This is a genomic window from Microbacterium sp. CR_7, assembly GCF_041954755.1.
GTDB lineage: Bacteria > Actinomycetota > Actinomycetes > Actinomycetales > Microbacteriaceae > Microbacterium.
Window position 1 is genome coordinate 69,881 of sequence record NZ_JAVAYF010000005.1, and the last position, 19,237, is coordinate 89,117.

The 19,237-nt window shown below is 69.9% G+C and carries 15 protein-coding genes and 1 riboswitch; of the genes, 12 read left to right on the top strand and 3 right to left on the bottom strand.

Annotated elements, in window-relative coordinates; translation table 11 throughout:
• The first annotated feature begins 69 nt into the window (after positions 1–69).
• From hemQ to RAC81_RS12220, 5 genes are all read left to right on the top strand, one after another.
• Positions 70–747 (top strand): hydrogen peroxide-dependent heme synthase, encoded by a 678-nt coding sequence (hemQ, locus tag RAC81_RS12200; RefSeq protein WP_375082597.1) that lies wholly within the window; start codon positions 70–72, stop codon positions 745–747.
• A gap of 25 nt (positions 748–772) precedes the next feature.
• Positions 773–1,768 (top strand): hydroxymethylbilane synthase, encoded by a 996-nt coding sequence (hemC, locus tag RAC81_RS12205; protein WP_375082900.1) that lies wholly within the window; start codon positions 773–775, stop codon positions 1,766–1,768.
• The gene (locus tag RAC81_RS12210; protein ID WP_375082598.1) at positions 1,765–2,556 is read left to right on the top strand and encodes a uroporphyrinogen-III synthase; all 792 of its coding nucleotides are present in this window, start codon (positions 1,765–1,767) and stop codon (positions 2,554–2,556) included. Before hemC ends, RAC81_RS12210 begins: the two co-directional genes overlap by 4 nt.
• On the top strand, positions 2,553–3,530 hold the full coding sequence (gene hemB, locus RAC81_RS12215; protein WP_375082599.1) for a porphobilinogen synthase: 978 nt from the start codon (positions 2,553–2,555) through the stop codon (positions 3,528–3,530). The genes RAC81_RS12210 and hemB overlap by 4 nt, the downstream gene beginning before the upstream one ends.
• Before the next feature lie 160 nt (positions 3,531–3,690).
• Positions 3,691–5,019, top strand: coding sequence for a glutamate-1-semialdehyde 2,1-aminomutase (locus RAC81_RS12220; RefSeq protein ID WP_375082600.1), 1,329 nt, complete (start codon positions 3,691–3,693; stop codon positions 5,017–5,019).
• Between the two features lie 17 nt (positions 5,020–5,036).
• On the opposite strand, the gene RAC81_RS12225 is transcribed toward RAC81_RS12220, so the two are convergent.
• Positions 5,037–6,494: a DUF222 domain-containing protein gene (locus RAC81_RS12225; protein ID WP_375082601.1), complete on the bottom strand. Its 1,458-nt coding sequence runs from the start codon at positions 6,492–6,494 to the stop codon at positions 5,037–5,039.
• A gap of 145 nt (positions 6,495–6,639) precedes the next feature.
• Here RAC81_RS12225 and RAC81_RS12230 point away from each other — a divergent pair, with 145 nt between their 5' ends.
• The gene (locus RAC81_RS12230; RefSeq protein WP_251588531.1) at positions 6,640–7,089 is read left to right on the top strand and encodes a hypothetical protein; all 450 of its coding nucleotides are present in this window, start codon (positions 6,640–6,642) and stop codon (positions 7,087–7,089) included.
• A 71-nt stretch (positions 7,090–7,160) separates the two neighbouring features.
• On the opposite strand, the gene RAC81_RS12235 is transcribed toward RAC81_RS12230, so the two are convergent.
• On the bottom strand, positions 7,161–8,921 hold the full coding sequence (locus tag RAC81_RS12235) for an ATP-binding cassette domain-containing protein (protein ID WP_375082602.1): 1,761 nt from the start codon (positions 8,919–8,921) through the stop codon (positions 7,161–7,163).
• A gap of 122 nt (positions 8,922–9,043) precedes the next feature.
• Between RAC81_RS12235 and RAC81_RS12240 the strand changes: the two genes are divergently transcribed.
• The 3 genes from RAC81_RS12240 to RAC81_RS12250 all read left to right on the top strand — a co-directional run bounded on the left by RAC81_RS12240 (position 9,044) and on the right by RAC81_RS12250 (position 14,260).
• The gene (locus tag RAC81_RS12240; RefSeq protein ID WP_375082603.1) at positions 9,044–10,105 is read left to right on the top strand and encodes an enoyl-CoA hydratase/isomerase family protein; all 1,062 of its coding nucleotides are present in this window, start codon (positions 9,044–9,046) and stop codon (positions 10,103–10,105) included.
• 199 nt (positions 10,106–10,304) lie between these two features.
• A complete protein-coding gene (locus RAC81_RS12245; RefSeq protein WP_375082604.1) occupies positions 10,305–12,032 on the top strand; it encodes an ABC transporter ATP-binding protein in 1,728 nt (575 codons plus the stop codon).
• Entirely contained in the window at positions 12,029–14,260 is a 2,232-nt protein-coding gene (locus RAC81_RS12250; RefSeq protein WP_375082605.1) for an ABC transporter ATP-binding protein, read from the top strand. Before RAC81_RS12245 ends, RAC81_RS12250 begins: the two co-directional genes overlap by 4 nt.
• A gap of 151 nt (positions 14,261–14,411) precedes the next feature.
• On the opposite strand, the gene RAC81_RS12255 is transcribed toward RAC81_RS12250, so the two are convergent.
• On the bottom strand, positions 14,412–15,932 hold the full coding sequence (locus RAC81_RS12255) for a D-alanyl-D-alanine carboxypeptidase family protein (protein WP_375082606.1): 1,521 nt from the start codon (positions 15,930–15,932) through the stop codon (positions 14,412–14,414).
• An 86-nt stretch (positions 15,933–16,018) separates the two neighbouring features.
• Positions 16,019–16,128, top strand: a riboswitch (TPP riboswitch).
• Here RAC81_RS12255 and RAC81_RS12260 point away from each other — a divergent pair.
• The 3 genes from RAC81_RS12260 to RAC81_RS12270 all read left to right on the top strand — a co-directional run bounded on the left by RAC81_RS12260 (position 16,122) and on the right by RAC81_RS12270 (position 19,029).
• On the top strand, positions 16,122–16,778 hold the full coding sequence (locus tag RAC81_RS12260; protein WP_375082607.1) for an ECF transporter S component: 657 nt from the start codon (positions 16,122–16,124) through the stop codon (positions 16,776–16,778). (Overlaps the previous riboswitch by 7 nt.)
• A complete protein-coding gene (locus tag RAC81_RS12265; RefSeq protein WP_375082608.1) occupies positions 16,775–18,235 on the top strand; it encodes an ABC transporter ATP-binding protein in 1,461 nt (486 codons plus the stop codon). Before RAC81_RS12260 ends, RAC81_RS12265 begins: the two co-directional genes overlap by 4 nt.
• Positions 18,232–19,029: an energy-coupling factor transporter transmembrane component T family protein gene (locus RAC81_RS12270; RefSeq protein ID WP_375082609.1), complete on the top strand. Its 798-nt coding sequence runs from the start codon at positions 18,232–18,234 to the stop codon at positions 19,027–19,029. The genes RAC81_RS12265 and RAC81_RS12270 overlap by 4 nt, the downstream gene beginning before the upstream one ends.
• Positions 19,030–19,237: the final 208 nt, after the last annotated feature.

A 19,237-nucleotide genomic window follows, 5' to 3' on the forward strand; every position in this document is an offset into this window, starting at 1 on the left:
GTAGGACGAGACCCGCAGAGCGACACCGGGCGTTCGCCACCACTCCGCAAAAGGGGGCAGACTGGATTCATGTCCGTTGAGCACGAAGAGAACCCGTCCGGCTTCACTCTGTGGGCCGTGTGGCGACGCAACCCTGACGCCCCGGTGACCGAGGCCGACTCCACCGAACTCGAGACGATCGTCTCGTACATCGAGGATTCCGGGGTCACGGTGCGCGGCTTCTACGACGTGTCCGGGCTCAAGGCGGACGCCGACCTGATGGTGTGGCTGCACGGCGACACCGCCGAGGAGCTGCAGCGGGCCTTGCGCCGTCTGCGTCGGACCGAGCTGCTCCGCACCCTGTTGCCGGTGTGGAACGTCATGGGCGTGCATCGCGACGCCGAGTTCAACCGCTCTCACGTCCCGGGATTCCTGCGCGGCATCGAGCCGAAGGACTGGCTGTGCCTGTACCCGTTCGTGCGCACCCCGGAGTGGTACCTCGCGCCGGAGGGCGAGCGTCGTGCCATGCTTGCCGACCACGGTCGCAAGGGCGCCGCGTTCACCGGGGTCATCGCGAACACGGTCGCCGCGTTCGCGCTGGGCGACTACGAGTGGATCCTGCCGATGGAGGCCGACGACGTCACAGACCTCGTCGACATGATGCGTGACCTGCGGTACACCGACGCACGTCTCTATGTGAAGGAGGAGGTGCCCTTCTACACCGGCCGCCGTCTCCGCTTCGACGAGATCGCGGACGTGCTGCAGTAGGCCTCCCATGAGCACTTCGTCTTCGCTGTCCTCCCCGATCCGGTTGGGCACCCGCCGCAGCGCGCTCGCACAGGCGCAGTCCGGTCACGTCGCCGCCGCCCTCGAAAGTGTGTCGGGCCGTCGCGTCGAGCTCGTGCCCATCACGAGCGAGGGCGACACGAACCGCGCTTCTCTGTCGGAGATCGGCGGCCAGGGGATCTTCGCCACGCGGCTGCGCGAAGCGCTCCTCGCCGGGGAGTGCGACTTCCTGGTGCACTCGCTCAAGGACCTCCCCACGGCGATCCCCGAAGGCCTGACGATCGCGGCGACTCCGCCGCGCGTCGACGCCCGGGACGTCGCGATCACCCGCGGTGGCACACCGCTGCACGAGCTCCGCTCCGGCAGCACCGTCGGGACCGGTTCGCCGCGTCGCATCGCGCAGGTCGGCATCCGCGCTCCTCACGCGCAGGTCGTCGACATCCGCGGCAACGTCGATTCGCGTCTCGCGCGGGTGGAATCGGGCGAGTTGGATGCCGTGATCCTCGCCGCGGCGGGCCTGACGCGACTGGGCAGCGACTCCCCGCTGCGTCGCGAGGAGCTCGGTCTCGCGGAATGGCCGACAGCTCCTGGGCAGGGCGCTCTCGCGGTGGAGACGCGATCGGATGCTCCGACCGAACTGCTCGAGGCACTCGGCGCCCTCGACGATCTCGACACGCGACTCGCTGTGACGGTCGAGCGTGCGGTGCTCGAGGGGCTGGATGCCGGATGCCAGGCGCCGATGGCCGCGCACGCGGTCCTCTCCGGCGACGAGATCCGCGTCAGGACGGTCGTGTATGCGCCCGATGGCGGCCGTCGGATCGGGCTCGACGTCACCGAGTCGCTGAACGGGGAGTATATTCGTCGGAACGGCAGTGGCAATGGTGCGGATGCTGCCGATGGTGCAGACCCGATGCACGCAGCGCGCGAGCTCGGGTTGACTCTTGCCCGTCGGCTGCTCGAACAGGGGGCGGCTGACCTCGTCTCCCGAGAGCATTCTTCATGACTGATTCGAAGCAGGACCGACCGCTGAGCGGATGGCGCATCCTGGTGCCCCGCGGCGGACCGTGGGGCGATGGCGTCGCCGCGAGTCTGCGCGCCCAGGGGGCGGTTCCCGTGGTCGCCCCTCTCATCAATTTCGCGCCGACGACCGATCAGGCAGCGCTGGATGTGGCGCTCGCTCAGCTCGCCGACGGCGTGTACGACTGGCTGACCGTCACGAGTGCGACGACCGTCGACGTGATGTTCGCTCATCGCGCCGTCGTGCCGCGCAGCACGAAGATCGCCGCGGTGGGCGAGACGACCGCCGCCGCTCTGCAGGCGGTCGGATACGAGGTCGCCCTGGTCCCCGATCAGGACAACTCGGCGGAGGGGATGGCCGAGCAGCTGATCGCCCTCGAGACCGAGCCGCGCCGCATCCTCGCCCTGCGCAGTGAGATCGCGAAGCCGGTGTTGAGCGTGCTGCTGCAGGAGGCGGGACACGACGTCGACAGCGTCGTCGCCTACCGCACGGTGGGCGTACCGGTCACGGATCGCATCAAGCGCGACGTCGAGAACGGGCGCATCAACGCGATCCTCATCACGAGCGGGTCGGTCGCGGCTCAGGTGCGCGAGCAGTTCCCGGAGATCCCCGACGACACGCTGCTCGCCGCGATCGGGCCGCGTACGGCGCGGGATGCCGACAAGGCGGGTCTGCCGATCACGGTCATCGCGGACCGGCAGACGGTGGACGCCCTGATCGAAGCGGTGTCGAGCTTCACCCTCCCGCACGCGGCGGACGAGCTGGCGCCATGAGCTTCCCCGATGTGAGGATGCGCCGGCTGCGTCAGTCGCCGGCGATGCGCGGTCTCGTCCGCGAGACCTCCGTGGAGCCGCGGCAGCTCGTGCTGCCGCTGTTCGTGCGCGAGGGGTTGACCGAGGCGCAGCCGATCGGATCCATGCCCGGCGTCGCTCAGCACTCGCTGGATTCGCTCCGCGCGGTCGCGACGGAGGCTGCGGAGGCCGGTGTGGGCGGTGTGATGCTGTTCGGCGTCCCGGCGGTGCGCGACGCCCGCGGCTCGGGCGCGGACGACCCGAAGGGCATTCTCAACGTGGCCACCGAGGCGCTGGCCGTCGAGGTCGGCGACGCGCTGGTCGTGCAGACCGATCTCTGCCTCGACGAGTTCACGGACCACGGACACTGCGGCGTGCTCGCGGCGGACGGCTCCGTCGACAACGACGCCACCCTCGAGCGCTATACGTCGATGGCTCTGTCGCAGGCACGCGCCGGTTCGCAGCTCCTCGGCCTCTCCGGCATGATGGACGGCCAGGTCGCCGTGATCCGACAGGCGCTCGATGCCGAGGGGTTCACCGACACGCTTCTGCTGGCGTATGCCGCGAAGTACGCGAGCGCGTTCTATGGCCCGTTCCGCGAGGCCGTCGACTCGCAGCTGCGCGGCGACCGCCGCACCTACCAGCTCGATCCGGGCAACCGTCGAGAGGGTGTGCGCGAGGCCGTCGTGGACGAGCAGGAGGGGGCCGACATCGTCATGGTCAAGCCGGCGATGGCCTTCCTCGATGTGCTGCGCGAGGTGCGCGACACCGTGCACGTGCCCGTGTGGGCGTACCAGGTGTCGGGTGAGTACGCGATGATCGAGGCAGCCGCGGCGAACGGCTGGATCGATCGTCGTGCGTCGATCCTGGAGTCTTTGCTGTCGATCCGTCGGGCGGGCGCGGATGCCGTGCTGACGTACTGGGCCACCGAGGCCGCGCGCTGGCTGCGCGGCTGAGACCTCGAGCCGACTCCACGCCGGCGGTGGCCGCTCGGCGGGTCCATCGTGGGCAGATCGCGGCCGGCGGGCGACCGCGTGCACCTGAGCCCGATGCCCAGGCACGCGGGCTAGCCTGGATGATGCCGGTGCCTGCCGTGCGACGTCTGAGGAGTGTGCTGTGACCGACCGCAATGACGACCTGTTCTCCGCTGCCCGTGCGGTGATCCCCGGTGGCGTGAACTCGCCGGTGCGGGCCTACGGTTCGGTCGGCGGAACGCCGCGGTTCCTCGCGTCGGCGCGCGGCGCTCTCGTGACGGATGCGGCCGGCGTCGAGTATGTCGATCTGGTGGCGTCGTGGGGTCCCGCGCTGCTCGGGCACGCCCACCCCGAGGTCGTCGCCGCCGTGCAGGAGGCTGCTGCCCGCGGACTGTCGTTCGGTGCCCCCACCGAAGGAGAGATCGAGCTCGCTGAGTTGATCACGGGTCGTGTGCGGGTGGGTGACGCAGCGCCCGTCGAGCGCGTGCGCCTGGTGTCGACCGGCACCGAGGCGACGATGACGGCGATCCGGCTCGCGCGAGGGGCGACGGGCCGCGACCTGCTCGTGAAGTTCGCCGGTCACTATCACGGACACTCCGACGGGCTGCTCGCCGCCGCGGGTTCGGGCGTCGCTACGCTCGCGCTGCCGGGTTCCGCCGGCGTGCCTGCGCCGATCGCGGCGCAGACGCTCGTCATCGACTACAACGACCGCGCGGCGCTGGAAGCGGTCTTCGCCGAGCACGGCGACCGCATCGCGGCCGTCATCGTGGAGGCTGCCGCCGCGAACATGGGAGTCGTGACGCCGGAACCGGGGTTCAACCGCTTCCTCGCCGAGATCGTGCACCAGCACGGCGCGCTGCTGATCCTCGACGAGGTGCTCACCGGATTCCGTGTGCACCCGGCGGGGTACTGGGGTCTCCAGGCCGAGGCGGGTGAGGACTACCGCCCCGACATCATCACGTTCGGCAAGGTCGTCGGCGGCGGAATGCCGCTCGCCGCGCTCGGTGGACGAGCCGACGTCATGGACATGCTCGCCCCGGTCGGTCCGGTCTACCAGGCCGGCACGCTCTCGGGGAATCCGCTGTCGGTGGCGGCAGGCCTCGCCACGCTGCGGCTCGCGACGCCCGAGGTGTACGCGAGGGTCGATGCTGCCTCGACGCGCGTCGCCCGCGCGCTCGATGCGGCACTGACGGACGCGGGTGTGACGCACGCGATCGCCCACGCTGGAAGCCTCTTCAGCGCATCGTTCCGCGACGGCGCCCCGCGGGACTACGCCCAGGCGCAGGCGCAGGAGTCCTTCCGCTACGCCCCCTTCTTCCACAGCATGCGTGAGCAGGGCATCGCGCTGCCGCCGAGCGTCTTCGAGGCCTGGTTCCTCACCGCCGCTCATGGCGAGGGCGAGCTGCAGCGCATCGAGGCGGCGCTTCCGGCTGCCGCCGCGGCTGCTGCGGGCGCCCGCTCGGCGGGCTGACACGCTGACGTGAGCCATCACACGAACATCACTCGTCGTCGCGGCGAATCCCGGTAGCTCCGGCCCGACGGACTGAGCCAGTCGATCGTGCCGTCCGGCAGCTGTCGCGCCGACCACCGATGGTCGTCGGCGGTATCCGGATGCTTGAGCGCATGGTGCCCGCGGCAGAGGTGCGCGAGATTGTGGACGTCCGTGCGCCCGCCCTTCGCGTGGTCGTGGGTGTGATCGATTTCGCATCGGTGCACCGGCATTCTGCATCCGGGAAAGCGGCAGTGCTGGTCCCGCGCCCTGAGGAAACGTCGCATCGGCTCAGTCGGTGTGTACGTGTCGGTCTCGGTGACCAACCCACCCGCGTCGAGGAAAAGGCGCGACCAGCCGAGGTTCCGCCCGGCGAGGTCATGGGCGTGGTCGGGGTGCAGCGGTCCGTATCCGTCGAGCTCGGCGGGTCGTTCGTCGAGCCCGGCGAGCGTCGTCGCCGCGATCGTGACCTGGATGCGCCCCCGGATGTTGTCGAGCCCGGGGCCGTTCGCCGGGCTGGGCTCGGCTGCGAGCAGCAGGTCGGTCAACAGGTCGGCGCGCACCTGGTCGATCGTGCGCGAGTCCGCGGGGACGGGGTGGGCGTCGCAGTCGTCCCGGAAGTCATGACCCGAGGTCGAGGTGGCGGTGGGGGTGCCGGTGGCGGCGTCGGCGTCGCTTGAGGGCGCGAGGTGCCCGGGATCGGCTGTGAACGTGCCGTCAGCGAAGATCGCCGTCCGATCGAGCGAATCGAGGCGGGGCTCGACGCCTTGATCGCCCTCCGAGGCGGACGCCTCCGGCGTCTGCCGCGCTGCCACCACTCCGCGGGCGAGCTGCGTGAGCCGGTCCATGATCGCGACCGCGAGGTGCTCGGGCAGCACCACTGTGAGCAGCGCCAACCCATCGTCCACCGGCCGCATCGTCACGGTTCTCTCTGATCGCGAGCGCGCATGCCGCTCGACCACCGTGTCGCCTGCCAGCGCAGCGGCGAGGCGCTTCATGTGAGCGGCGGTGCGCGCCGGCGTCTCCGATTCCGCCACGACGCGAGCGGCCGTGTCGAAGGTGGCGAGAGCCGCGGCATCCGCTCGTCCGTTGTTGATCGCCTCGCGGACGATCCCGCTCGCTCGCACGATCTCCCGCACGTGCGCAGCACTGATCGCGCCCGCGCGGAACGCGGCCAGGACATGGGGTTGACCCTGCTCGAGGAAGGCGGCGTCGGTGAAGGCGAAGTCCATCGAGCCGTGCGCGATGCGCCCCGCCGCGGCGTACTCCGCGACCATCGAGCGCTCGATCATCGTGCGGTGCAACGGCTGCTCGACGGCATCCGCCTTCATCAGTCGCATGCGCTCGGCCAACAGATGCGAGGCCTGGGCCTCGAGTACGGCGATCTGACGTCGTGTCTCCAGCCACGCATCGAGCAGACCCGAGGGGTCGAGGTCGATCGTGGGAGTGGAAGCCATGCCTCGAGTTTAGTATCTTTGTTCGAATATTGAGCGGAACATCGGAATGGAGCGAAGAGCATATGACGGTCGCACACAACGGATCGTTGCGGTCCTGTGAAGAAGACGCAGACAACTGGCAGGGCACCGCTGGCAGACTGGACGCATGGTGACGTTGCTGCTGGACCAGACGCAACTCGAGGTCGTGCTCTCGCCGATCGAACGAGCAGCGAGCTTCCACCGTGACAACCTGCGGATCGTGCGCGAGACCATCACCAAGGTCCAGCTCACCGACGACGCCTGGACCTGGCTGCGCGGCGTCCCGAACCCCGGGACGCATATCCCGGGGATCCTCGCTGCCGGAACGTGGAAGGCCGCCGGCAGCACCGATTTCGTGCTCATCCGTCGCCATCGTCCGAGCGTCGTGATCGACCTCGACGGAGACGAGCAATTCCGGCGACTGATCCTGACGACGCGCCACGGCCTCTCACTCACGCAGGCGTTGCGCCTGCCGGTCTCCGAGGAACCCGCCGACGTCGAGGAGATCGTCGCCACGGCGCCCACGCCGGTGTCGAAGCCGCGCAAGCGTCCGGTCATCCGCCCTCGTCCCGCCTGAGGCCTCAGACAGAAGAATGCCTCCCCGCTGTCGGCGGGGAGGCATTCGGCTGTCAGACGGGTGCTGATTGCTCAGTAGTGGTGGTGCTCGTGGTCGCCCTCATGGTGCTCGTGGTCGCCCTCGTGGTGCTCGTGGTCGCCCTCGTGGTGCTCGTGGTCGCCCTCGTGGTGCTCGTGCACGCCCTCCTGCTGCGCGCCCGCACCTGCGCCCCCGATTCCTTCGCTCGGCGCCCAGGCGGGAACCTGATCGATCACGCCGGTGGCCGCGACGGACCACTGCGCATCGCGCTCGCCCGTCTCGGTCTGCTCCTCCGCGGTGGACGCGTCGCCGTGCGGATAGTCGCGCGGCTCGTCCTCGTAGTACGCGCGCGCTGCAGCCGCGAGCATCGAGCTCACCGCGGCCGAACGCGGGTCGGCGTCATCGTCCGTCTGCTCGCCGGACGCGTCGTCGGCCTGCTCGCCTGACTCGTCGTCGACCTGCTCGTCGGACTCGTCGTCGCGCTGCTCATCAGGCTCAGCGGCAGCGGCGACGTCGTCCGCATCATCCGCCGTGCCGAGGCCCGCGAAGACCTCGACGCCCGATTCCGGGGATCCGTCGGCGGCCTCGTCTTCCGCCGCACCCGTCTCGATCTGAGCCGAGCCGGCACCGAACAGGATGTCGTCGAAGGAAGGGCCTCCCTCGATGTCGGCCTCCGGTGCCGCGCTCGTGGGCGTCACCTCGTCGACGACGTCAGAAGCGGGCTCGGCCTCCGTGACGGGCTCGGCGTCCGCGTCCGTGGACGCACCTGCATCCGTCTCCGCAACAGCGAGCGACTCATCATCCGTCTCCGCGACGGCCTCGACATCGCCGGAGACGGGCTGGGCATCCACGCCAGCGCCGCCGGTGACCTCGTCCGCGACGACGTACTCGGATGCCGCGACGGCGGCGCGAGGCTCGAGCGTGCCGCCGCGCACGAGTTCGATGAAGACGTCTTCCAGAGTCGGACCGCGCTGCACGAGCGTGGTCAGGGCGATCCCTGCCGATGCCGCCACCGCGCCCACTCGGGCGGCGTCACCCCCGCGAGCGCGGAGTCCCGAGCGGAGAACCTCGATCTGGAACCCGGCTTCGAGCAGTGCCGCACGCAGCGCCGCACGATCGGCGGCATCGACGACCACGGAGCCGGCCGACGGATCCGCGAGCTTCTCGATGCCGCTCGACAGCATGAGGTGCCCCTTCGAGAGCACGAGGACGTTGTCGGCGACCTGCTCGACCTCGCTCAGTACGTGCGACGACACCAGCACGGTGCGCCCCTCGTCGGCGAGACGACGCATGAGCAGGCGCATCCAGCGGATGCCCTCGGGGTCGAGTCCGTTGGCAGGCTCGTCGAAGACGAGGGCGCCGGGGTCGCCGAGCAGAGCGTGGGCCACGCTGAGACGCTGTCGCATGCCGAGGGAGAAGCTGCCCACGCGACCCTCCGCTTCGTTCTCGAGCCCGACGAGCGCGAGCACTTCGCCGACGCGGGCGAGTGGGATGCCGTTGGCCTTCGCGGCCATCGTGAGCAGCCGGGCCGCGCTGCGCCGAGGACGGTACGACGTCTCCTCCAGCACGGAGCCGATCGTGCGCAGCGGGTGGCGCAGCTCGGAGTACGCGACGCCGCCGATCGTCGCCGTGCCGCTCGTGGCTCGCACCTGGCCGAGCAGGATGCGCAGCGTCGTGGTCTTCCCGGCGCCGTTCGGGCCGAGGAAGGCCGTGACGGCTCCCGGCTCGATCCGCGCGGAGAAGTCGGACACCGCCGTCACGTCATTGAAGCGCTTCGTCACGCGCGTGAACTCGAGCACCTGTCCGTCGGGCATCCGCGACCTCTCGTTTGCAATGGGCAGTTCCGTCTATCCTGCCGGAAAAGCCGTCCGATCGCGTATTTACCGCACGATCCGGTGCAAGGGCAAGCGTCGATCGAGCGGGTAGCCTGGCACGCGTGACCGATTCCACCACCGCGCCCCGGGTCCTCGTCCGCACGGAGGGAGCGCTGGGACGGCTCACCCTCAACCGCCCAGAGGCGATCAACGCGCTCGACCCAGGCATGATCGACCTGCTCACCGAGGCGCTCGAGGCCTGGCGCCACGACAGCGACGTGCAGATCGTGATGATCGACGGGGCAGGGGAGCGCGGGATGTGCGCCGGGGGAGACGTTCGCGCCCTGTACTCGCAGATCGTGGCGGGCGATACCGATGTCACCGCGGATTTCTTCCGCGCGGAGTACGCGCTCGACGCCCTCATCGCGGAGTACCCGAAGCCCGTCGTGACGATCGCCGACGGCATCACGATGGGCGGCGGCATCGGCCTCTCCGGCCACGCGGCGATCCGCATCGTGACGGAGCGCTCGAAGCTCGCGATGCCGGAGACGCGCATCGGTTTCACGCCGGATGTCGGCGGGACGTGGTTGCTCGGCCGCATGCCGGGGCGACTCGGCGAGTACTACGGTCTGACCGGTTCGACGATGGATGCCGCGGACGCGGTGCTGCTCGGATTCGCCGACCACATGGTCCCCTCCGACCGGCTCGACGCCCTGCGCGAGGCCCTCGCCTACCGCGCCGACCCGACCGGCCCGTCCGAGATCGTGCTGCTCTTCGATGAGACGCCCGATCCCTCGCCGGTGCCGGCCTCGCGCGCGTGGATCGATGACGCCTTCTCGGCCGACACCGTGAGCGAGATCGTGGCGCGGCTGCGGGCGCGCGAGGAGCAGGATGCCGCGGCCACGGCGGACTTGCTCGAGGGTCTCGCGCCGACCGCACTGGCCGTCACCCTGGACGCCGTGCGCGAGGCGCGGGCGATGAGCGCCCTGCGCGACGCCCTTACGGGCGAATATCGCCGGGTGATGTGGTTCGTCATGCGGCACCCCGACCTGGTCGAGGGCATCAGGGCCCAGGTCGTCGACAAGGATCGCAACCCGAAGTGGCGGCCGGCGTCGATCGCGGACCTGCCGGAGGATGCCGGGGCCGATGCGCGTGCATACACTCCGGAGCGCGCGCTGTTCTGAGCGCGTCTCGGCGTCACCGCTTGTTCGTCGGGGTGCAACAAATCCACGCCGTGGATCGACCGGTTCGCTGTGAGCGAAGGTCATCCCGGAGGGGGATACGAATGTCCCCGGTTCGTGGCACTCTTGCTTGTGCGCGATCGTCGGCCCGCGTCCGCCCGCCGGGAGATCCGCCGCGTCATCCTTCCTAGAAAGTCCGCCTGTGCTGGGAAAAATACTCGTCCGCTATCTGTCCCGATATAAGTGGCTGCTGCTGGTCGTGCTGGTCTTCCAGTTCGCCAGCGCCCTGGCCACCCTCTACCTGCCGCGTCTGAACGAAGACATCATCAACAAGGGCGTCGCCCTCTCCGACACCGGCTACATCTGGCGCACCGGCCTGTTCATGCTCGCGGTGTCGCTCGGCCAGATCATCGCCTCGATCATCGCCACCTACTTCGCGGCCCGCGCGGCCATGGGTGCCGGTCGCGACATCCGTTCCGACGTGTTCGGCAAGGTCAGCGGGTTCTCCGAGCGCGAGGTGTCGCAGTTCGGCGCCGGCTCCCTGATCACCCGCAACACGAACGACGTGCAGCAGGTGCAGATGCTCGCGATGATGGGCGCCACCATGCTCGTCACCGCCCCGCTGCTGGCGATCGGCGGCATCATCTTCGCCATTCAGACGAACGTCGGGCTGAGCTGGCTGATCGCGGTCTCGGTGCCGCTGCTGCTCATCGTCGCGGGTCTGGTCGTCAGCCGGATGGTCCCGCTCTTCCGCAGCTACCAGGGCAAGCTCGACGCCGTGAACCGCGTGATGCGCGAACAGCTGACCGGAGTGCGGGTCGTGCGCGCCTTCGTGCGCGAGCGCATCGAGGAGGAGCGTTTCCGCGGCGCCAACACCGACATCATGGTGGTCGGCCGAAGGGTCGGATCGCTGTTCGTGCTGCTCTTCCCGCTGTTCATGCTCATCCTGAACGTGACGGTCGTTGCCGTGATCTGGTTCGGCGGCATCGAGGTCAACGCAGGCACGGCCCAGGTCGGCACGATCTTCGCTTTCATGCAGTACATCGGTCAGATCATGGGCGGCGTCATCATGGCCAGCTTCATGGCGATCATGATCCCGCGCGCCGCGGTCTCGGCGGAGCGCATCGGCGAGGTGCTCGAGACCGAGTCGAGCATGTCGCGGCCCGACGACGGTGTCACGGCCTTCGCCGAGCCCGGTGCGGTCTCGTTCGACGACGTTTCGTTCACCTACCCGGGAGCCGACGCCCCGGTGCTCTCGGGCATCAGCTTCGGCGCGCGTCCCGGTGAGACCGTCGCGATCGTCGGATCGACCGGCGCAGGAAAGACGACCCTGGTGTCGCTCATCCCGCGGCTGTTCGACGTCTCCGGCGGTGCGCTGTACGTCGGTGGCACGGACGTGCGGGACGCGGACGTCGAGTCGCTGTGGGCATCGATCGGTCTGGTACCGCAGCGTCCGTTCCTGTTCACGGGCACCGTGGCGTCGAACCTCCGCTACGGCCGCGAGGACGCCACCGACGAGGAGCTCTGGCAGGCGCTGGAGATCGCCCAGGGGCGTGACTTCGTCGAGGACATGCCCGACAAGCTCGAGTCCCGCATCTCGCAGGGTGGCACGAACGTCTCCGGCGGTCAGCGGCAGCGCCTCGCCATCGCCCGGGCGATCGTTCGGCAGCCGCAGATCCTCGTGTTCGACGACTCTTTCTCGGCGCTGGATCTGACCACGGACGCGAGGCTGCGGCAGGCGCTGTGGCGTGAGCTGCCGCACGTGACGAAGATCGTCGTCGCGCAGCGTGTATCGACCATCACCGACGCCGACCGCATCGTGGTCCTCGAAGGGGGAACCATGGTGGGCGTCGGCACGCACGAGGAGCTTCTCGAGACGAGCGACACGTATCGCGAGATCGTCGAGTCGCAGCTGGGGGTGGACGCATGAGCGACCAGAAGCCACAGAGGACGCGTCGTCAACGCGGCGCCGCGTCGGTCGCTCCGGTGGTGGAGCGCGAACTCACCGACGAGGAGAAGTACGAGGCCGAGCTCGCGGAGAAGGCCCGTCAGGACGGCGGCGGCTGGGACAGCGTCGCGCCGGGAAAGGCCGACAACTTCGGCAAGAGCTTCGGACGGATGATCGGGCTGCTCAAGCCCTCGGCCGTGTGGTTCGTCTTCGTGTCGGTCCTCGGGGCGATCGGCGTCGTGCTGACGGTCGCAGCACCCAAGGTGCTCGCCGAGGCGACGAACCTCATCTACACGGGCTTCATCGCCAACCAGCTGGGGCAGCCGCAGGGCGACTTCCCCGGTTTCCCCGCGGGGACGCCGAAGGCGGAGGTCGTCGAACAGCTGCGCGCGTTCGGGCAGGACGACTTCGCGAACCAGGTCGCGGCTCTGCACGACTTCCAGGTCGGCGCGGGCATCGATTTCGACGCGCTGCGATGGATCATCGCCGCGGTCCTCGCGATCTACATCGCGGCGGCGTTCCTCAGCTGGGTGCAGGGGTACGTCATCAACGTGATCATGGTCCGCACCATGTGGCGCCTGCGCGAGCGGGTCGAGGCGAAGATCAACCGTCTGCCGCTGTCGTACTTCGACAAGGTGCAGCGCGGCGATCTGATCTCGCGAGTGACCAACGACATCGACAACATCACGCAGACGATGCAGCAGTCGCTGTCGGGTGCGCTCACCGCGGTCCTGACCGTGGTCGGCGTGCTCGTGCTGATGTTCTCGATCTCCTGGCAGCTGGCTCTCGTCGCTCTCGTGGCGCTGCCGCTCATGGGAGTGATCTTCGGCGTCATCGGGCCCCGTTCGCAGAAGGCCTTCGGCACGCAGTGGCGCAAGGTCGGCCGCCTCAACGCCCGCGTCGAGGAGTCGTTCTCGGGTCACGCACTCGTCAAGGTCTTCGGCCGCGAGCAGGACGCGCTGCAGAAGTTCAAGGACGAGAACGAGGAGCTCTTCCAGGCGAGCTTCAAGGCGCAGTTCCTCTCGGGCATCATCATGCCGGCGATGACCTTCGTCGGCAGCCTCACGTACGTCGGCATCGCGGTGCTCGGTGGTCTGATGGTCGCCAGCGGTCAGCTCCGCATCGGCGACGTGCAGGCGTTCATCCAGTACTCGCAGCAGTTCACGCAGCCGCTCTCCGAGCTCGGAGGCATGGCGGCCGTCGTGCAGTCCGGCACGGCGTCTGCCGAGCGGGTGTTCGAGCTGCTCGACGCCGACGAGCAGGAGGCGGACGCGCAGGACGCGCCGCCGTTCCAGGAGGGCAAGGGCGTCATCGAGTTCGAGAACGTGCAGTTCTCCTACACGCCGGAGCGACCGCTCATCACCGACCTGTCCTTCCGCGTCGAACCGGGGCAGACCGTCGCGATCGTCGGTCCGACCGGTGCCGGGAAGACCACGCTCGTGAACCTCATCATGCGGTTCTACGAGCTCAGCGGGGGGCGGATCACGCTCGACGGCCAGGACATCTCGGAGATCACCCGCGACGAACTGCGGTCGCGCACCGGCATGGTGCTCCAGGACCCGTGGCTGTTCGCCGGCACGATCCGCGAGAACATCCGGTACGGACGCTCCACGGCGACCGACCAGGAAGTGCTGGACGCCGCGAAGGCGACCTACGTCGACCGGTTCGTCCACGCTCTTCCCGAGGGCTACGACACCGTGCTCGACGAGGACGCCTCGAACGTCTCGGCAGGTGAGCGTCAGCTCATCACGATCGCGCGGGCATTCGTCGCCCAGCCGTCCATCCTCATCCTCGACGAGGCCACGTCGGCGGTCGACACCCGCACCGAGCTGCTGCTGCAGAACGCGATGGCGGCGCTGCGTCAGGGTCGAACGTCGTTCGTGATCGCCCACCGTCTGTCGACCATCCGTGACGCTGACCTCATCCTCGTGATGGAGCACGGCGACATCGTCGAGAAGGGAACGCACGACGAGCTGATCGCGGCGCAGGGCGCATACTGGCGTCTCTACCAGTCGCAGTTCGAGCAGGCCGCGACAGACATCGACGCCGAGGACGCTCTCACGGGCTCGACGCCGGTCGTGGTCAGCGGCGAGGCGGAAGAGGTCATGGCAGCGCAGGTGGGCGCGACCGTCGGTGCGCAGCAGCCTCTGTCCGAGGCCGCTGCCGCCAAGGCGGTCGTCGAGCGGCCGGACGGCGAGTCCCAGGCCTGAGTCCGCACGCGAGAGCGCCGCGTCCCCTCCGGGACGCGGCGCTCTCGCGTGTGCGGGCACCGGACGACGGCCCGCGTCGAGTTGGCACCTGATGTCGCAATTCGCGCGAGATTCCCGCAGCAGGTGCCCAGTAAGAGCTGAGCGCAGGGCGTCAGCGCTGTAGGTGGCTGATGCCGAACAGCTCGAAGGGGTGCGTGAGCCGCCACCAGGGATCCGGCCCCTCGACGTCGGCGTCGAGGGCGAGTGGCGTGACGACCGAGTCGAGAGGGCCCACGACCAGCAGCGTCCCGACCTCGTCGCCGTCGTCGCGGTGATCGCCGAAATCGAACGTGGGGGTGCTCTGCGCTCCGGCGCCGTTCCACAGCACCACGTCGGAGTCCGCAGCGGTGACGATGTCGATCGTCGTGCCCCACAGCGTCGTGACGGTGCCGACGACCGTCCCTTTCGGCACTGCCGGCTCCTGGGCGGTGAGGGCGGCCTCGACCTGGGAGAACAGCGCCCGCGTCTCCGAAAGTCGCTGCTCGTCGTCGGCCTGTCCGAGCACGGCGGCGTACATGTGCACCGTCGTGTCGTCGACCGTGATGTCCTTGGCCGTCAGCAGGTTCCAGCTGTCTCCGAGGGTCCCCGTCTTCACACCGACGACGCCGGCGTCCGCCAGCATCCCGTTCGTGTTCACGACGGTCCCCGCGCCGGGCAGGTCGACCGACGTCGTGCCGACGATGCTCGCGAACACGGGGTTCTGCATGGCGCGCTCCGCGAGGGCGACGAGCGCCTCGGGAGTCGCCGTGTTTCGAGCATCGAAGCCCGAGGGGGTCACCACGGTGATGCCCTCGAGGCCCCGGTCGCGGAGCCACACCTGCGCGGCAGAAGCGAAGGCAGCCTCCGACCCCCAGATCTCGCGCGCGAGCCGGTCGATGTAGTTGTTGGCCGACCCCATGAGCGTGCCCTGCAAGAGCTGGTACTCGGTGAGCGTGCCGCCGACGGGCACGTCGAGCGCCGACTGATCCGAGCGCCGGTACTGCCAGTAGGAAAGGTTGTCGGCGCGGGTGAACGCGAACTCGGGCCCCTGCTCGCCGGGCTGCAGCGGCATCTTGTCGAGCACCATGAGGCTCGACACGACTTTCGTCACGCTCGCGATCGCGGCGGGGTCCAGCGTCGACGCCGTCGTGTTGATGCCGCCGACTCCCACGGCGGCGCTTCCCTGCGCGGGCCAGAGGATGCCGGCGGCCGGCGCGGCCGTCGACGTGAACTCCGTGGCCTGCACCGTCGGGGGGATCTCGTGCAGCGGCCACAGCATCGTGGCTCCCGCATACGTGCCGACGAGCCCGACGAGCACGCCGATCGGCACGAGCACACCGGCGGATGCTGCCCGGGAGCGGAGGCGTGCGCCGCGCATGATCGTGCTTGCCGGGTCATGATCGCCATCCCCGCTGAGCGACGGCACCGCGGTCGACTCCTCCACGGTCGACGCGTCGACCCAGGTGAGCGCGGTGGCGCCGGTTCCGTCCTCGGCCCAGCGCGCTTCCGGAGCTCCGTCGATGTCTCGCATGCCGAGCTCGTCCAGACCGTCGCGATCCGCCGACGGGGCGGGGCGCGTCAGAGCCGGGGTCGCCTCGTTCGTGGTCGCGGACGGTGCGACGGAGGTGGCCTCGGCGGAGTCTGGAGCGGTCACCCCCCTCACGGTAACCGAATCACCGACGAGATCCGCGGTGCGCAGGACCGAGACGACACAAGTGTCGGCCGACTCGCTAAGATCGTCAGCACAACCACGGGAGTCCGGCGAGCCGGGCTGAGAGGGAGCGAATCGCGCTTCGACCGTCGAACCTGATCTGGGTCATGCCAGCGCAGGGAGGAGCATTCAATGAGCACATCCACGTCCGGATCCACCACCGGATCCGCCGCCGCCACCGCATCCGCGAAGGGACTCGGCCGTCGCGGCCTCTGGCGCTGGCGGGTCGTCGACATCGTCGTCGCCAGCGTCATCGCCGTCGCCTGCGCGCTGATCTTCCTGCTGTGGAACGTCGGATACGAGGTCCCCAGCAGCCTCCTGAAGCCGCTCCTGCCGGGCGTGCAGGGCCTCCTCGCCGGTCCGTGGCTGATCGCCGGCGTCCTCGGCGGGCTCATCATCCGCAAGCCGGGCGCCGCGCTCTACACCGAGCTCGTCGCGGCGGTCATCTCCGCCCTGGTCGGCAACGCGTGGGGCCCGCTCACGATCGTCTCCGGCATCGTGCAGGGTCTGGGTGCCGAGCTGATCCTCCTCGTCTTCCTCTACGGCGTCTGGCGGCTGCCGGTCGCGATGCTCGCGGGGGCCGGCGCCGGCCTCGCCTGCGGCATCAACGACCGCATCCTCTGGTACGCCGGCGCAGACACCCTGTTCACGGTCGTGTACATCGTGTCGACGACGATCTCGGGCGCGGTCATCGCCGGTCTCGGCGGCTGGCTGATCGCACGCGGGCTGGCCGCCACGGGAGCACTTGGCCGGTTCGCCGCCGGCCGCGAGGTCACCGCACGAGTGTGACCGCCGCCGTGCAGCCCGCCGCGCTCGAGGCGCGCGGCTGGGGGTGGCGGTACGCCACGCGCCGTCGGTGGGCGGTCCGCGACGTCGAGCTGCGCATCGAGCCGGGAGAGCGCGTGCTGCTGCTCGGCGCCTCAGGCTCGGGCAAGTCCACGCTGCTGCAGGGATTCGGCGGCGTGCTCGGCGGAGCCGATGAGGGCGAGACCCTCGGGCAGCTCCTCGTCGACCGGCAGGCCCCTGTGGATGCGCGCGGGCGCGTCGGCATGGTGCTGCAGGACCCCGACACGCAGACGATCCTGGCGCGGGTCGGCGACGACGTCGCGTTCGGCTGCGAGAATCTCGGCGTCCCGAGGGACGAGATCCGGGCCCGCGTGCGCGAGGCGCTGGATGCCGTGCAGCTCGACGTCGCGCTCGACCGCTCGACGGCGGCACTGTCCGGCGGACAGAAGCAGCGCCTCGCGCTGGCCGGCGTACTCGCGATGCGCCCCGGCGCGATCCTCCTGGACGAGCCGACCGCGAACCTCGACCCGGCGGGTGTGGACGAGGTGCGGGATGCCGTCGGCGCAGCGCTCGATCGCACCGGCGCGACGCTCGTGGTCATCGAGCATCGCATCGACGTCTGGCTTCCCCTCGTGACCAGGGTGATCGTGCTCGGCGCGGGCGACGACGGCACGGTCGTGCTGGCCGACGGCGGTCCCGAAGTCGTGCTGGGGGAGCGGGGCGCCGAGCTCGCGGCATCCGGCGTCTGGGTTCCCGGCCATCCGCCCGCGCTGCCGCCCGAGCCCCTCTCCGCGCCCGGCGAGCCGCTCGTCGAGACCCATGCCCTGCAGGTGTCGCGCCGTCGAGGGATCGCGGTGGCGGGCCCCTTCGACCTCGCCGTGCGTGCGGGCGAGGTGCTGGGCGTCACCGGATCGAACGGCGCGGGCAAGTCGACCCTCGGCCTGACCCTTGCCGGACTGATCCCCGCCGAAGCGGGCGTCGTGCGGGCGACGCCGACGCTCGCAGACGGCGAGACGCCCGATCCGCTCCGGTGGTCGTCGCGGGCGCTGCTGACGCGCATCGCGACGGTGCTGCAGACGCCAGAGCATCAGCTGCTCGCCAAGACCGTGCGCGAGGAGCTCGCGGTCGGGCCGCGCGCCCTGCGGCTCCCATCGGACGAGATCGCGGTCCGCACCGACGACCTCCTCGACCGGCTGCGGCTCCGCAGCCTCGCCGACGCCAACCCCTACACGCTGTCCGGCGGCGAGAAGCGACGGCTGACGGTGGCGGCCGCGATCGCCACACGCCCGCGGATGCTCGTGCTCGACGAGCCCACCTTCGGACAGGATGCCGTGACGTGGGCCGAGTTGGTGGGCCTGATCGCCGCTCTCCGCGACGAGGGCACCGCGATCGTCGCGATCAGTCACGACGAGGCCGTGCTCGGCGCCCTGCACGCTCGGCGGATCGAGTTCGGGCGATGATCGACCCGCTGACCGCCCGTGTCGAGCGAACCGGTCCCATCGCGCCGCGGTCCGCGCTCGCCAAGCTCGCCGCCGCGCTGCTCATCGCGCTGCCGCTCGTGCTGACGATCGATGTCGTCTCGGCATCCGTCGCCCTGCTGCTCGAGATCCCGCTGCTGCTGCTCGGCGGGCTACGGGCCCGGGAGTTCTGGCTCCGTACCGCCGTGCTGTGGATCGCCGCGCCGCTCAGCGCGGTGACGATCGCCCTGTACGGGGCGACGAGCGGCACCGTGCACGTCGAGTGGCTCGTGATGCGGGTGAGCGACGGGTCGCTCGCGCTCGCCGCCGCGACCGCGGTGCGCGTGCTCGCGATCGGCCTCCCGGCAGTCGTGCTCTTCGTCACGGTCGACCCGACCGACCTGGCCGACGATCTCGCGCAACGACTGCGTCTCCCCGCCCGGTTCGTCGTCGGCGCGCTCGCCGGGATGCGGATGCTGGGGCTGCTCGCCGACGACTGGCGAGCGCTCGCGCTCGCGCGGCGTGCTCGCGGCGTTGCGGACGAGGGCCGGGTGCGCCGAGCGTTCGGCATGGCGTTCGCGCTCTTCGTGCTGGCGATCCGGCGCGGTTCGTCGCTCGCCACGGCGATGGAGGCGCGAGGGTTCGGCGGTACGGGCGCACGCTCCTGGGCGCGCCCGTCGCGGTGGGACCGACGCGACACCGCGCTCGTCCTCGTGGCGGCGATCATCCCCGTGGTCGCGATCGGCGTCGCCGTCCTCACCGGCGCATGGAACTTCATCCTCGGCCCGACGGCCTGACCGGCGGCGCTTCCGTCGCGCCCGACATCCTGATATTCAGCTTTCTCATAGCGAGCGCGACCGACGGTTCGCTACCATCGTCATAACCCAAGGGGAGTACTCCGCCACGGGCGGCTCGTCATTACGGATGTCCCTGCATCCCGGGTCCCCGGTCCTCGTTCGAGGATGGAGAAGACCTTGGCGTAGACCCTGTCGCGCCATCTCTCGG